Source organism: Kribbella sp. NPDC023855 (assembly GCF_040639475.1).
Taxonomy (GTDB): domain Bacteria; phylum Actinomycetota; class Actinomycetes; order Propionibacteriales; family Kribbellaceae; genus Kribbella.
Genome location: NZ_JBFAAA010000015.1, coordinates 49580 through 62985 on the forward strand (window position 1 = coordinate 49580; position 13406 = coordinate 62985).

Consider the following 13406-nt stretch of genomic DNA (forward strand, 5'->3'; position numbering starts at 1 on the left):
CCGGACCTCAGCCTCGGGAGTACGGCGGGGCAACACCTCCGGGTGGGCGTGCGGGGGTGGGGGTGGTCAGGCACCATGGGCGGGTGACCGTTCCTAGTCCGCGCCGGCCGATTCTGCCGGGTGCCAAGTTGTTCGAGTCGCTGCCTGGTGCGCACGACCCGGCCGCGGTGGCCGAGGTTGCGCACCGGACCGCCGAGCTGCTCGTCCGGGGCGCCCGCTCCAGCGAGGACGCCGAGGTGATCGCGCGGGTGGTGAAGCTGGCCGACGACTACGGGCTCGACGAGCTGGCCGATCTGTGGTCCGACGCGCCCGCGGACTCGTTGCCCGGCACGCTGTGGCGGCTCTACCTGTTGCGCTCCTGGGTGCACGGCAACGCCGACGAGGTCTCCCGCGAGTACACGTCCGGCCGCAAGTACGCCGAGGTGCATGCGGTGGTGGCCGGCGTCGCCGACCCACCCGGTCCGGCCGAGGTCAGGGACATGGTCGACGCCGTACTGCGGGGCGTGGCGACCGGGGATTTCGCGACCACCCTGGATCGCGCGGCGGCCTTCGCGCGGATCGTCGCCACCGGCCGGGCCCATCTGGCGGAGGAGGCCCACGACCAGGTCCGATCGGCATCGCGGCTGGTCGAGATGGCAGACCAACTGCAAACCGCCGGGCGGGCCGAGCGCGCCGGGCAACTCTGGTAGTTCACCGGCAGTTCTGGACCGGCACTTGCATCCGCCGAAACCAGGTGGTATCGGCAACCGAAGCGTGAGAAGTCAACAGGACAAGGGGTTTGCCGACCCGTTACACTGATGGAGGTGTCGGGCCGCGGTAGCCCCGGGTCCCAAAATTAGCCGCTTCGAGCGGCCACGCGCCGTGAGGCGCTTCCCGGTCCGGCACCAACAAAACCTCTTCTCCCCCGGCGGATTCTCTCCCCGCCCAGGCGGATACAACTCACGTCCTTCGGCGGATTCTTGTAAGTTTCTTCCTGTCCCACCCGCCTCAGCAGTCACAGGACAGGAAGACATGAAACTGATCGGCAAGCTCTCCGTCGCCACCGGCGCGACGGCGTTCGCTCTCGTCCCGGCGGTCCAGACCGCACAGGCCTCCCCCGCCGCCGAGGACTCCGTAGCGGTCATCTGCAGCGCGATGCCCGGCGGCGGCTACATCTACAACGCGAAGACGCTGGACCGGACGCCGGCCCGCAAGGGACCGTACGAGGCCTGCGCGGTGTCGAGGACCTACTCGGCAGGCGCGACCGTCGCGATCGCGTGCTGGCTGTACAACGACTACAACAACCTCTGGTACAAGACGAACAGCAACACCTACGTCTACAGCAGCCACTTCAGCTCGACCGTGAAGAGCAAGGTCGACCCCTGCGAAGGCTGACGCACTGACACAGGGCTCCCCGCACACACGGGGAGCCCTCTTTGCCCCGTACGCCGTCCCGCCGGCGTCCGCGCCGAACCAGCCGGATCTCCGGGTCCGGTCGGGGGCATCCCCCTGTCGCCGCCAACTGCCCGAGGAGCACACTCGGAGGACTTATCGTCGGCTTTCTGGGGGGCCGCTGATCTGCCAGGGAGGGCGATCGGCACATGGATGGACAGCAGACCGTCGTACGGGCGGAGGATTTGCATCGCACGTACGGCGAGGGTGATACCGCGGTGAACGCGTTGCGGGGGGTCGGGGTGGAGATCACCGCGGGGCAGTTGACCGCCGTGATGGGGCCGTCCGGTTCGGGCAAGTCGACCTTGATGCACATCCTGGCCGGGCTGGACAAGCCGACCACGGGAAACGTCCAGGTGGGCGGCACCGAGATCACCACACTCGGCGATGACGACCTGACCAAGCTGCGGCGCAAGCACATCGGGTTCATCTTCCAGTTCTTCAACCTGCTGCCGATGCTGACCGCGCGCGACAACATCGTGCTGCCGCTGACGATCGCCGGCGAGAAGGCCGATCCGGCGTACTTCGACGAGCTGGTCTCCCGGGTCGGCCTGGCCGACCGGCTGACCCATCGGCCGGCCGAGCTGTCCGGCGGCCAGCAGCAGCGGGTCGCGATCGCCCGCGCGCTGGTGTCCCGGCCGACGGTGATCTTCGCCGACGAGCCGACCGGCAACCTCGACTCGCGGACCAGCAACGAGATCCTGCAACTGATGCGCGGCTCGGTCGACGAGTACGGCCAGACGACGGTGATGGTGACCCACGACGCCAAGGCGGCCGCGATGGCCGACCGGGTGCTGTACCTGGCCGACGGGGTGATCGTGAAGGAGACGGGTCGCACCGATCAGCACGAGATCCTGCAGATCATCGATTCGCTGGACCTGCAGTGAGCGGCCTCGCAGTACGGGCGTTGTCGTGATCGGCTTCGCGTTGCGCGGTCTGCTGGCCCGGAAGCTGCGCACCGCGCTGACCGCGATCGGTGTCGTGCTCGGCGTCGCGCTGGTGTCCGGCACGTACGTGCTGACCGACTCGATCTCGACCGCGTTCGACTCGATCTTCTCCGAGAACTACAAGAACACCGACGCGGCGATCACCGGCAAGACGGCGTTCGACGTACCGGCCGACGGGACCGCGCTGGCACCGCCGTTCGACGAGTCGCTGCTGGCCACGGTCGCCAAGCTGCCTGAGGTCGGAGTGGCCGGCGGCGCGGTGTCGGGCGAAGCGCAACTGATCGGCAAGGACGGCAAGGCGATCGTTTTCGGCGGCGCCCCGAACCTGGGCTTCAGCATCGATCGGGACCGGCCTGAGTTCAACACGCTCGCGCTGGTGAAGGGTGACTGGCCGGGGCCCGACCAGGTCGTAATCGACACCCAGACCGCCGCGAAGAAAGGCTTTACGGCCGGCGACCCGATCGGTGTCCAGGCTCGCGGCCAGGTCCAGCAGTTTCGGATCTCCGGGCTGGTCGAGTTCGGTTCCGTGTCCTCGATCGGCGGCGCGACGCTGGCCGGCTTCCAGCTGCCGACCGCCCAGCGACTGTTCGACAAGCCGGGCAAGCTGGACCAGATCCTGTTGAAGGCCAAGAGCGGTACTTCGCCGCAGGAGCTCATCGACGCGGTCCAGAAGAGTCTCCCCGAAGGCACGCAGGTCCGGTCGGCCGATGACCAGGCTGCCCAGGACGCGGCGGGGACGAGTGAGTTCCTGACCTTCTTCCGGACCTTCCTGCTGGTGTTCGCCGGCATCGCGCTGTTCGTCGGATCGTTCGTGATCGCGAACTCCCTGTCGATCACGATCGCACAGCGGACCCGCGAGTTCGCCACCTTGCGCACACTCGGTGCCTCGCGGCGCCAGGTGATGAACTCGGTGGTGCTCGAAGCGCTCGCGACAGGTGTGGTGGCCGCGGTCGCCGGATTGTTCCTCGGGTTGGGGATCGCCACCGGGTTGTTCAAGATCTTCGACGCGGCCGGGCTGACGCTGCCCAACAACGGCTTGGTGTTTCGCCCTCGGACCGTCGTCATCGCGTTGGCGGTCGGCGTACTGGTGACCTTGCTGGCCAGCCTTCGTCCGGCCTGGCGAGCCACGCGAGTACCGCCGATCGCGGCCGTCCGTGAAGGGGCGAAGCTGCCGCCTGGACGTTTTCAACGCTATCGGGCGCTCGGTGCGGTGCTGCTCACCCTCACAGGGATCGCTCTGGTGGTGGTCGGGTTGTTCGTCGATGGGCTGAGCACCGGCAATCTGCTGGCTGCGTTGGCGATCGGCGTACTGCTGATCTTCGTCGGGATCGCGCTGTTCGCGGCCAAGCTGGTGCGTCCTTTGGCTGCGGCGTCCGATCCAGTCGCGCGTGGGTCGGTGCTCATCCTGAGCATCTTGGCCTGGCCGCTGTTTTCCTTGCCGTACTGGCTACTGCGCCGCGGCTACTGGGGGCCGGGGTCGACGGGGAAACGAGTTGGTGGGTTCTTGCTGGGCGCAGTACTGAATCCCGTGCTTCTCGTGATCGTCACTGCGATGGCCGTACGCCGGAAGGCGAGTTCGTGGCAGCCGGAGTGGCCTGCGGAATTCCCCGGCGTAATGACTGATCGGCCGGCGGCCGGAATCGGTGGGCAGAACAGCAAGCGCGATCCGCACCGGACGGCATCGACCGCTGCCGCGCTGATGATCGGTCTGGCCCTCGTCACCCTGGTCGCGACGCTCGGCGCGGGCATCATCAAGCCGTTCGAGGATGCGGTCGACCGGATCTTCAGCGGTGACTACGCGGTCGCGGCGCAGAACAACTTCAGCCCGCTGCCGCCGACGGTCGCCGCCACCGTCGCGAAGGTGCCGGGAGTCGAGGCGACGTCGAGTGTGCGGGGCGGGCAAGGGCAGGCGTTCAACGAGACGATCCCGATCACGGCTGTCGATACGCAGGCGCCGACCGTGCTCAGCTTCGACTGGCAGAGCGGGTCACAGTCGACGCTCGGAGAACTGGGCGCGAACGGGGCGATCCTCGACGAGGAGTACGCCGAGAAGCACAACCTGCGGCTCGATTCGCAGTTCGCGCTGACAACGGTCGCGGGTCGAACGCTGCAACTGACCGTGCGCGGCATCTTCAAGCCGCCGGCGGGCGGTTCTCCGTTCGGCAACGTGACGATCTCGACTGCGACGTTCGACGCGACGAACCCCCAGCCGCTGAACATCTACACCTTCCTCAAGATGGACGGCGGCGTCACGCCCGCGAACACGGCAGCACTCGAGTCGGCACTGTCCAGCTTCCCGAACGCCAAGGCGCAGACGCGGGAGCAGTTCAAAGCCGCGCAGTCGGACGGCATCAAGAGCCTGCTGAACGTGCTCTACGTGCTGCTCGCGCTGTCGGTCCTGGTCAGCCTGTTCGGCATCGTCAACACGCTCGTGCTGACCGTCTTCGAGCGAACTCGCGAGCTCGGCATGCTGCGCGCGATCGGCCTGACCCGGCGGCAGGTGAAACGGATGATCCGGCACGAGAGCGTGATCACCGCCCTGATCGGCGCGCTGATCGGGATCCTGCTCGGCCTCGGTCTGGCCTCGCTGCTCGCGGCCCGCCTGGACGAGATCAGCTTCGCGGTCCCGACCGGACAGCTGGTCATCTTCGCCGTCGTCTCGGTCGTCGTCGGCATCTTCGCCGCCATCTGGCCGGCCCGCCGAGCCGCCCGCCTGAATCCCCTGGAGGCCTTGCAATACGAGTAGTTCTGCTCAGGATCGGTGATCCACGGCGGTGTTAGCTTCAGTGCTCCCCTGACCGTCTGAGGAGCAGCCGTGGTTCGCCGATCGCTTGTCCTGGCCGCCGTTCTGGTGCTGATCACCGGGTGTTCGACGGTCGACTCGGCCGATATCGACACGTCTGGGATCACCGCAAACCTGCTGGTGACCGTGCCGGACGGTACGACGACAGGCGAGGTCAGCGCGACCTTGCGGGTCGGCACGATGACCTACGTCGAGCTCGGCGGCGGAGAGAAGCTCAGCGCTTCCGGTGGTGGTCAGACGGCGACGCTCAAGCGCAGCAAGCTCGCCGGAGCAACCACCTACACCGGCCGCCTCGACGGAGCCGGTACCGCAGGTACCGAGATCACCTTCGCCCTGGAGCGAGACGGCGGCAAAGCGTCGGCGCCGACATCCGTCGTGAAGGTCCCCGAGCCCGTCCAGCTGACAGCACCAGCCGCCGGCGCCCGCATCTCCCGGCGAAGTGATCTCGTACTCCGGTTCGCGGCGGCCGGCGACGGCGGCAGGGTCAGTTGGGCCGGGCCCTGTATCCAGGGCGGAAGCCTGACTCTCGAGGGCGGGCGCACCTCGGCGACGATCAGTGGTAGCACGATCCGGGCACTGCCCACCCCAACCCCGAACGCCGAGGCCACCGCCAGCTGCGAGCTCACCCTCACTGTGACCAGGCGATCCGACGGCACCCTGGACAAGACGTTCAAGGACGGGTCGGTGGCAGCGGAGATCCAGACGGTCCGCCAGGTGATCTCGGCACCCTGAGTAGGCGAGGGGTCACCAATCGGCCTCTTTTCGGCTACCTTCACGAGGGCCGGGGTATCCCCCAGCGGGAGATCATCGGTCGGCGTCTCGTGTCGGAGGTTGCGTTAGCGATAGCGGTGTCCAGGTGCGTGCATCGCGGTGGCGGAGGAGCGGCCTCGATGCGTTTCCATCATGGCCGTTGCTCCGCTGCCGCGAGGTGCGTGCCTGGGCGCCGGTAGCGCAACGCAACCTCCGACACGAGACGCCTACGCCCTGCCCCTACGAAAGGGAAACCTCATGCGCCGCCTCCCCCGCGCGCTGCTTCCGCTTGCCCTCGCTGCCGGCCTGCTCGGCCAGACGCTCGTCGCCGTCCCCGCCGGAGCCGGCCGGGGCCGTGAGTTCGACGTCCAGGCCCACCGCGGCGGTCTCGGGCTCACAGTGGAGAGCACGATCGCCTCCTTCTCGCACGGCCTCGAGATCGGCGTCAGCACGCTCGAGCTCGACGTCCAGATCACCGAGGACGGCCACGCCGTCGTCACCCACGACCGCAAGGTGTCCGGCACCAAGTGCAAGGACACCGCGCCCTACACCCCCGGCGACCCGGAGTTTCCGTACGTCGGCAAGTTCGTCAAGACGCTGAGCCTGAAGCAGATCAAGCAGCTCGACTGTGGCTCGCTGACCCAGCCCGCGCATCCCGGCCAGACGCCTGACCCGGGCGCCCGGATGCCCGAACTGCGCGACATCTTCGACCTGGTCCACCGGTTCCGCGCGCACAACGTGAAGCTGAACATCGAGACCAAGGTCGAGGCCGGCGCTCCGTCCGAGACGGCGCCGCGGGAGCAGTTCGTCCAGGTCGTCGCCGCCGAGGTCCGCAAGGCCCGGATCAGCCGTCAGGTGACCATCCAAAGCTTCGACTGGGGCGCTCTGATGCGGATGCGTCAGGTCGCGCCGGAGCTGCCGATCGTCGCGCTGACGAACTACGACTTTTTGCAGACAGGTCAGCCGGGCAAGTCGCCCTGGCTGGGTGGCCTCGACATCGACGACTTCGGCGGCGACCTGGTGAAGGCGACCGCGTCCTTCGGTGCCGACGCGATTTCCCCCGTGCACGGCTTCCCGCAAGACGGGAAGGTGACGGATCCGGCGTACCGGCCTTATGTCACCACCGAGATGGTCCGCTCGGCTCACCGGGCCGGTCTGAAGGTGGTGCCGTGGACAGTCGACGACCCGGCGACCATGCAGTCGCTGGTCGAGAAGGGTGTCGACGGGATCATCACGGACTACCCGGACCGGTTGCGGGCGGTCGCGCGGTCGAACGGGTTCCGGCTGCCGACGGCGTACGAGGCTCCGGCGGTCCGTGCCCTGCCGTCGGCCCATGCTCACAACGACTATGAGCACCGGCGGCCCTTGCAAGACGCTCTCGACCGTGGCTTCAACAGTGTCGAGGCGGATGTGTGGCTGGTGAACGGTGAGCTCCTGGTCGCGCACGATCTCGAGGACGTCGTACCGGGTCGCACGCTCGAGAGCCTCTACCTGAAGCCGCTTGCCGAGCGTGTGCGCGACAACCACGGCCAGGTGTACCGCCGCGGCCGTGACTTCCAGCTGCTGATCGACATCAAGAGCGACGGGCCTACGACCTATGCGGCGATCGACGCAGTACTGCGCAAGTACCGCGGAATCAGCACCATCTTCGCCAACGGACGGACCTACCGAGGCGCCGTCACGTCAGTGATCAGCGGCAACCGCCCACTCGACGTACTGCAGGCACAGAAGGTCCGGTACGCCGGGTACGACGGCCGGCTCACCGACCTGAACTCCAAGCTGCCTGCGTCGCTCATGCCGCTCGTGAGCGACAACTGGACGAAGAACTTCACCTGGACCGGCATCGGCCCGTTCCCGGCGACCGAACGCGCCAAGCTGCATGAGATCGTCACCACTGCCCACCACGCCGGCTACCGGGTCCGCTTCTGGGCCACCCCGGACACCCCGGGCGCGGCGCGGGAAGCTCTTTGGTCAGAACTCATTGCCGCCGGCGTCGACCACGTCAACACCGACGACCTCCACGGCCTGGAGGAGTTCCTCCGCTAGACCTTCACCTCGAACAGACGGGCGGTCGGCTCGGCCAAGACGGCGAGCCGACCCCCCACCGCGAACTCACGATTGTTGCTGTCGCCAAGTGGATTCGTTCGCTGACACCGCAGACGACTAGTTGGAGACCGCTGTCAGCGCGACGATGTCTTCACCGGCGGCGAAGGCCTTGCGTTGCTTGACGGCGCCGTTGCCTTCGCGGAGTACCTGCTGGATGGTTTCGGCGACCATGTCCGCCTCGTCCAGCTCTTCGAGCGCTGCGTGGACATGCCGTTGCAGCAAACCGAGTAGCTCGCCCAACGGGAGCGGCTTGGCTTTCAGGACATCCAGGCCGTTGCCGGTGATGCCATCCCGGGCCGCCAGCCAGTACGCCGCGCGTAGTACCGCGGGCTCGAGTTTCGGTCCGAGACCGCCGTCGGCCATGGCTGTCATCGCCAGTGCGCGGATGAGCGTCGCCAGGAGCACCGTTTCGTCGACGGTCAGCGGGATGTCACTGATCCGTACCTCGACCGTCGGCAGGTGACTGGACGGCCGGACATCCCAGTAGACCATCCGCTCGTCCATGATGGCGCCGGTCGCGATGTGCATGGCGACCAGGGCGTCATAGTGCTCGGCAGACTCGAAGTACGGGGGTGGGCCCGAGCACGGCCACCGTGACCACATGATCGATCGCCAACTGGAGAAGCCGGTGTCCGAGCCCAGATAGACGGCACTGTTGGCCGTCAACGCCAGCAGGACCGGCAGCCACGGCCGCAGGTGATTACTGATCCGCACAGCCGCTTCCTTGTCCGGTACGCCGATGTGCACGTGGCAACCGCAAACGGCCTGCTCCCGAGCCAGCAAGCCGTAGCGAGCGGCCATCTCCTCATAGCGCGGCTTGTGGGTCACCAACTGGGCTGCCACCCCACCAGGAGGCGCCGCGATCGCCAGTAGCCGCGCACCCTCGGCCGCAGCCGACTCAGCAAGCTTCGACCGCGCCCAGGTCAGCTGGAGCCGCAACTCTTCGGAGGTCTGACACACAGGCGTGTTGATCTCCACCTGGGCGCGGGTCAGCTCCAGCTCGACGTCTACTCCGTGTGTCCCCTCGGCGACGGCCTTACTGCGCGGCAAAGGGTCGCCACCGGCCGAGACCAGCAGCAGCTCCTCCTCGACGCCCATGGACGGGTGCTTCAAGGTTTCTCCTCTTTCTCGGCTGCCATCGAGGTACCCGGCCCCCGGACGCCGGAAACCGGGGCCCCGGGTACTAGGCTTCGCCGGGTGAGTCTGCCGACGGTCACCGCCACCAGGTACGTGCTGCCGTTGCGCGAAGGCGGCTCACTCCCCGGTGTTGTCGAGGGCAACGACCTCGGCACCTACGTGCTCAAGTTCCACGGCGCGGGCCAGGGCCCGAAGGCGCTGGTGGCCGAGGTCATCGTCGGCGAACTGTTCCGCCGGCTGGGACTGCGGGTTCCGGAGTTGAAGCTGATGGCGCTCGACCCGGCGATCGGCAAGTCCGAGCCCGACGAGGAGATCCAGGATCTCCTGCTGCGCAGCGCGGGGCTGAACCTCGCCGTCGACTTCCTGCCGGGCTCCTTCGGGTACGACGGTTCCAGCGGCAGACCCGATGAGGCGACCCAGGCCAAGATCCTCTGGCTCGACGCGTACGTCGCCAACGTGGACCGTTCCTGGCGCAACACCAACCTGCTGGTCTGGCACAAGGAACTCTGGCTGATCGACCACGGAGCCGCGTTGTACTTCCACCACTCCTGGATGTCGGCCGAGAAGTTCACCGGGCTCGGGTACGACGCGCAGGATCACGTGTTCCGCGACGTCGCGTCCGCAGTACCGGCTGTGGATGCCGAGCTGGCAGCGGCGATCACGCCGGAGCTCCTGACCGAAGTGGTCGCGTTGGTGCCGGACGAGTGGATCGGCGATGGCGATCGGGAGCGGTACGTCGGTCATCTGACCGCCAGGCTCGCCGACCGGTCCGCATGGCTGCCGGGTGGTGCACGGTGAACCTCGTGCCATTCGACTACGTCATCCTGCGCGCCGCACCGCGCATCCACCGTGGCGAGTTCGTCAACGTCGGTGCGGTGCTCTACTGCCGCTCACTGGACTTCCTGGGCGCATCCTGGGACGTCGACCCGCTCCGCCTGCGCGCACTCGACCCAGCGGTCGACGTGGACGTCGTCTGCGCGTCGCTGGAGCACATCCGCGCGATCTGCGCCGGCGATCCGGAGGGCGGGCCCGCAGCCGCGACCAGGATCGGCGAACGGTTCCGGTGGCTGGCGGCGCCGCGCAGTACGGTCGTCCACCCGGGCCCGATCCACAGTGGGCTCACCAACGACCCCACTGCGGACCTGGACCGGCTGGTCGACGCCTTCGTGCGTTAGCTTTCCAGCGCGGTGGAAACCACGTCGCGGGCCTCGGCGAAGACCTCGGCGAGGTGGTCTTCACCCTTGAACGACTCGCCGTAGATCTTGTAGAGGTCCTCGGTGCCCGACGGGCGGGCGGCGAACCACGCCGACTCCGTGGTGACCTTCAGCCCACCGATCGCCGCGCCGTTGCCGGGCGCGCTGGTCAGCCGGTCGAGGATCGGCTCACCCGCCAGCTTCGTCGCGGTCACGGCGTCGGCCGAGAGCCCGGCCAGCTTGGCCTTCTGCTCGCGACTGGCCGGCGCGTCGACACGGCTGTAGGCAGAGGCGCCGAACTTCGACACCAGCTTGGCGTGCGCCTGCGACGGCGTCTCGCCCGTCACCGCGGTGATCTCACTGGCAAGCAGGGCGAGCAGGATGCCGTCCTTGTCCGTCGTCCAGACCGTGCCGTCGAACCGCAGGAAACTCGCACCGGCGGACTCCTCGCCACCGAAGCCGACCGAGCCGTCGATCAGGCCGGGCACGAACCACTTGAAGCCGACCGGCACCTCCCACAGCCGCCGGCCGAGATCGCCGACCACCCGGTCGATCAGCGACGACGAGACCAGCGTCTTGCCGACCGCGACCTCGGGACCCCACTGCCGGTTCGCGAACAGGTAGGAGATCGCCGCGGCGAGGTAGTGGTTGGGGTTCATCAGCCCGGCGTCGGGCGTGACGATGCCGTGCCGGTCAGAGTCCGCGTCGTTGCCGGTGGCCACGTCGTAGCGGTCTTTCTGGGCGACCAGCGACGCCATCGCGTACGGCGACGAGCAGTCCATCCGGATCTTGCCGTCGTGGTCCAGCGTCATGAACGACCAGGCCGGGTCGACCCGTGGGTTCACCACGGTCAGGTCGAGCCGGTGCCGCTCCGCGATCGCGGCCCAGTAGTCCACGCTCGCGCCACCCAGCGGGTCCGCGCCGATCCGGACGCCGGCCGCCCGGATCGCGTCGAGGTTGAGGACGGAGGGCAGGTCGTCGACGTAGTGACCGAGGAAGTCGTACTCCTCGGCTTGCGCCCGCGCCGCCTCGAACTTGGTCCGGCGGACCTCACGGTTGCCGCCGGCGATCAGCTCGTTCGCGCGGGCCGCGATCCAGCCGGTCGCGTCCGAGTCGGCCGGCCCGCCGTGGGGCGGGTTGTACTTGATCCCGCCGTCACGCGGCGGGTTGTGGCTCGGCGTGATGACGATGCCGTCGGCACCCGCACCCGCACCGCGGTTGAGCCGCAGGATCGCGTGCGACACGGCCGGCGTCGGGGTCAGCCGGTCCGCACTGTCCACTAGCGTCTCGACACCGTTGCCCGCCAGTACTTCGAGCACGGTCCGCCATGCGGGCTCTGAAAGGGCGTGACTGTCCCGGCCGACCAGCAGGGGGCCCGTGGTGCCCTCCCCCGCGCGGTACTCGCAGACGGCCTGCGTGATGGCAAGGATGTGCGCCTCGTTGAAGGCGCCATCGAGGGACGATCCGCGATGCCCGGACGTCCCGAAGACGACCTTCTGAGCGGGGTTGTCGACATCCGGCGTGATCCCCTCGTACGCCGCGAGCAACGCGTCGATGTCGACGAGATCCTCGGGCTGAGCGGGCTGGCCTGCGCGTGGGTGCATATGCACATGCAACAAGCCTTCGGGCCTGATCACAACTCCATCCCGCGTCGCGGTTTCCTACTGGCGCGTAGCCAATCGGCGACGGCATAACCCCGGCGACGAAATTGTCCTGTGGACAAAGGGAATTCGGGGCATCGAGGCTCGTAACTTCCCTGGCATGAGCAAACGAATCGTCACCTACTGCGCCGACCAGATCAACTCCTCCGGCCCGCTGACCCCCGAAGACCTCGGAGCCAGGGTCGTGGCCGCAGGCCTGACCAAATCCGGCAACCCAGCAGCCTCAGTCCGTACTACGCTGCGCCAGTCACCCGTGATGGTGCAGCTACCCGACGGGCGGTTCGACTGCGCACGGCGGATGCTGGACGGTGCCGCCCTGACCCACCGGGTCCGCTACGCCACCAAAGGCCGGCAGGTGCTCTACGCCGGGCCGGAGCTCGCGCTGCTGGACCAGCTCCTCGTGCACGAAGGCTCGCTGGCGCTGTCAGCAGGCGGTGCCGTGACGTCGTCCTTCGGGGAGTTCGGCGGGTGGTGCGGTCCACCCGACTGGCTGCCGGATGTCCGAGCCGACGCTCTCCTCGCCTTCCGCCTCCGGAACGGGCGCCTGGCGGTCGAGCCGGTGCTCGACGAACCGTCGCCGTCGAGTCCCGCCACCGAGCGGCTTCGGATCGTGCTGCGGCGCTACCTGAGAGCCGACGACGCGCTGAGTCAACGGCAAAGTCAGCACACCCTCGGAGCGGTCATGCTCCGCGCCCTGGCCGAGATCCCTGACCTCTTGATCGAGCCTCTTCCACCGCTCGACGAGGTGCTGCAGCTCGGCAGCGAACGGTGGGGCCGCGGCTGGGCGGTCGAGGCGGCGGACACTGCTCCCAGCGGCCAGCAGATCGTGCTCGAGGACCTGCCGGCCGGTTTGGTGTCCGCCTTGCATCGCGACGCACAGAACCTGGGGGTGAGTCTGGGCGAACTCACGGTCCTGCTGCTGTCGGCCGCGACATACCGGACTGCGATGCCCTGTCGTCACGACACCGAATCGGCTTGGCTGTCAGCTCCCGCCACCGGCCGCGCGTCCGTCGGCGGCCTCGTCGAGCCGAGCCACCAATGACTTGGGGGCGACGTGCCGATAGGCGTCCTCGACGAGCTCGGCGAGCTGGGGCCAGTCCACGTCCGGCACGTCGAGGTAGACACCGAGCCAGCCGCGGTGCCCGACGTACGGCGGGCGGAAGAAGTGCTCCGGGTCGGTGGCGATCAGTGATTCTTGGGTCCCTGCAGGGGCTGCGCACCAGAATCCTGTCCGGTCGTCGTGATGCTGATCCGCGAACATCACGAACGTCTTCTTGTCCCGGACGAACCAGGTCGGCTCTCCGTGACTCAGCCGTTCGGTGGTCTCCGGCAGCGCAAGGCACAAACCTCGCAACCGTTCGAGTGCATCCACTCCTGC

12 protein-coding genes are annotated in these 13406 nt (G+C 68.0%); 9 read left to right on the forward strand and 3 right to left on the reverse strand.

Going from position 1 to position 13406, the window contains the following annotated elements; translation table 11 throughout:
* Positions 1–83: 83 nt before the first annotated feature.
* The 6 genes from AB0F51_RS34955 to AB0F51_RS34980 all read left to right on the forward strand — a co-directional run bounded on the left by AB0F51_RS34955 (position 84) and on the right by AB0F51_RS34980 (position 7977).
* A complete protein-coding gene (locus tag AB0F51_RS34955) occupies positions 84–689 on the forward strand; it encodes a hypothetical protein (protein ID WP_360287144.1) in 606 nt (201 codons plus the stop codon).
* Positions 690–1011: 322 nt separating this feature from the next.
* Entirely contained in the window at positions 1012–1374 is a 363-nt protein-coding gene (locus tag AB0F51_RS34960) for a hypothetical protein (protein WP_360287147.1), read from the forward strand.
* A 206-nt stretch (positions 1375–1580) separates the two neighbouring features.
* Positions 1581–2318, forward strand: a complete 738-nt coding sequence (locus AB0F51_RS34965) for an ABC transporter ATP-binding protein (RefSeq protein ID WP_360287150.1) — start codon at positions 1581–1583, stop codon at positions 2316–2318.
* A 25-nt stretch (positions 2319–2343) separates the two neighbouring features.
* The gene (locus AB0F51_RS34970; RefSeq protein ID WP_360287153.1) at positions 2344–5124 is read left to right on the forward strand and encodes an ABC transporter permease; all 2781 of its coding nucleotides are present in this window, start codon (positions 2344–2346) and stop codon (positions 5122–5124) included.
* Between the two features lie 69 nt (positions 5125–5193).
* Positions 5194–5913, forward strand: a complete 720-nt coding sequence (locus tag AB0F51_RS34975; RefSeq protein ID WP_360287156.1) for a hypothetical protein — start codon at positions 5194–5196, stop codon at positions 5911–5913.
* Positions 5914–6189: 276 nt separating this feature from the next.
* Positions 6190–7977: a glycerophosphodiester phosphodiesterase family protein gene (locus tag AB0F51_RS34980; protein ID WP_360287159.1), complete on the forward strand. Its 1788-nt coding sequence runs from the start codon at positions 6190–6192 to the stop codon at positions 7975–7977.
* A 117-nt stretch (positions 7978–8094) separates the two neighbouring features.
* Here the strand turns inward: AB0F51_RS34980 and AB0F51_RS34985 are convergent, their stop codons facing one another.
* Positions 8095–9150 (reverse strand): glutamate--cysteine ligase, encoded by a 1056-nt coding sequence (locus AB0F51_RS34985; protein WP_360287162.1) that lies wholly within the window; start codon positions 9148–9150, stop codon positions 8095–8097.
* Positions 9151–9234: 84 nt separating this feature from the next.
* Here AB0F51_RS34985 and AB0F51_RS34990 point away from each other — a divergent pair, with 84 nt between their 5' ends.
* On the forward strand, positions 9235–9972 hold the full coding sequence (locus AB0F51_RS34990) for a HipA family kinase (RefSeq protein WP_360287165.1): 738 nt from the start codon (positions 9235–9237) through the stop codon (positions 9970–9972).
* The gene (locus AB0F51_RS34995) at positions 9969–10349 is read left to right on the forward strand and encodes a DUF3037 domain-containing protein (protein ID WP_360287168.1); all 381 of its coding nucleotides are present in this window, start codon (positions 9969–9971) and stop codon (positions 10347–10349) included. Before AB0F51_RS34990 ends, AB0F51_RS34995 begins: the two co-directional genes overlap by 4 nt.
* Here the strand turns inward: AB0F51_RS34995 and pgm are convergent.
* On the reverse strand, positions 10346–11971 hold the full coding sequence (gene pgm, locus AB0F51_RS35000; RefSeq protein ID WP_360287170.1) for a phosphoglucomutase (alpha-D-glucose-1,6-bisphosphate-dependent): 1626 nt from the start codon (positions 11969–11971) through the stop codon (positions 10346–10348). The two genes, AB0F51_RS34995 and pgm, sit on opposite strands and share 4 nt — an antisense overlap.
* A gap of 157 nt (positions 11972–12128) precedes the next feature.
* Here pgm and AB0F51_RS35005 point away from each other — a divergent pair, with 157 nt between their 5' ends.
* Positions 12129–13070: a hypothetical protein gene (locus tag AB0F51_RS35005; RefSeq protein ID WP_360287173.1), complete on the forward strand. Its 942-nt coding sequence runs from the start codon at positions 12129–12131 to the stop codon at positions 13068–13070.
* Here AB0F51_RS35005 and AB0F51_RS35010 read toward each other — a convergent pair.
* Complete coding sequence (locus AB0F51_RS35010) at positions 13011–13400, reverse strand: MmcQ/YjbR family DNA-binding protein (RefSeq protein ID WP_360287176.1); 390 nt, start codon at positions 13398–13400, stop codon at positions 13011–13013. The two genes, AB0F51_RS35005 and AB0F51_RS35010, sit on opposite strands and share 60 nt — an antisense overlap.
* Positions 13401–13406: the final 6 nt, after the last annotated feature.

What these genes read in the sequence shown, in the direction of transcription:
- AB0F51_RS34960 (WP_360287147.1), top strand. Translation starts at nt 1,012, where the DNA reads ATGAAACTGATCGGCAAGCTCTCCGTCGCCACCGGCGCGACGGCGTTC.
- AB0F51_RS34980 (WP_360287159.1), top strand. Translation starts at nt 6,190, where the DNA reads ATGCGCCGCCTCCCCCGCGCGCTGCTTCCGCTTGCCCTCGCTGCCGGC.
- pgm (WP_360287170.1), bottom strand. Translation starts at nt 11,971, where the DNA reads ATGCACCCACGCGCAGGCCAGCCCGCTCAGCCCGAGGATCTCGTCGAC.
- AB0F51_RS35005 (WP_360287173.1), top strand. Translation starts at nt 12,129, where the DNA reads ATGAGCAAACGAATCGTCACCTACTGCGCCGACCAGATCAACTCCTCC.
- AB0F51_RS34965 (WP_360287150.1), top strand. Translation starts at nt 1,581, where the DNA reads ATGGATGGACAGCAGACCGTCGTACGGGCGGAGGATTTGCATCGCACG.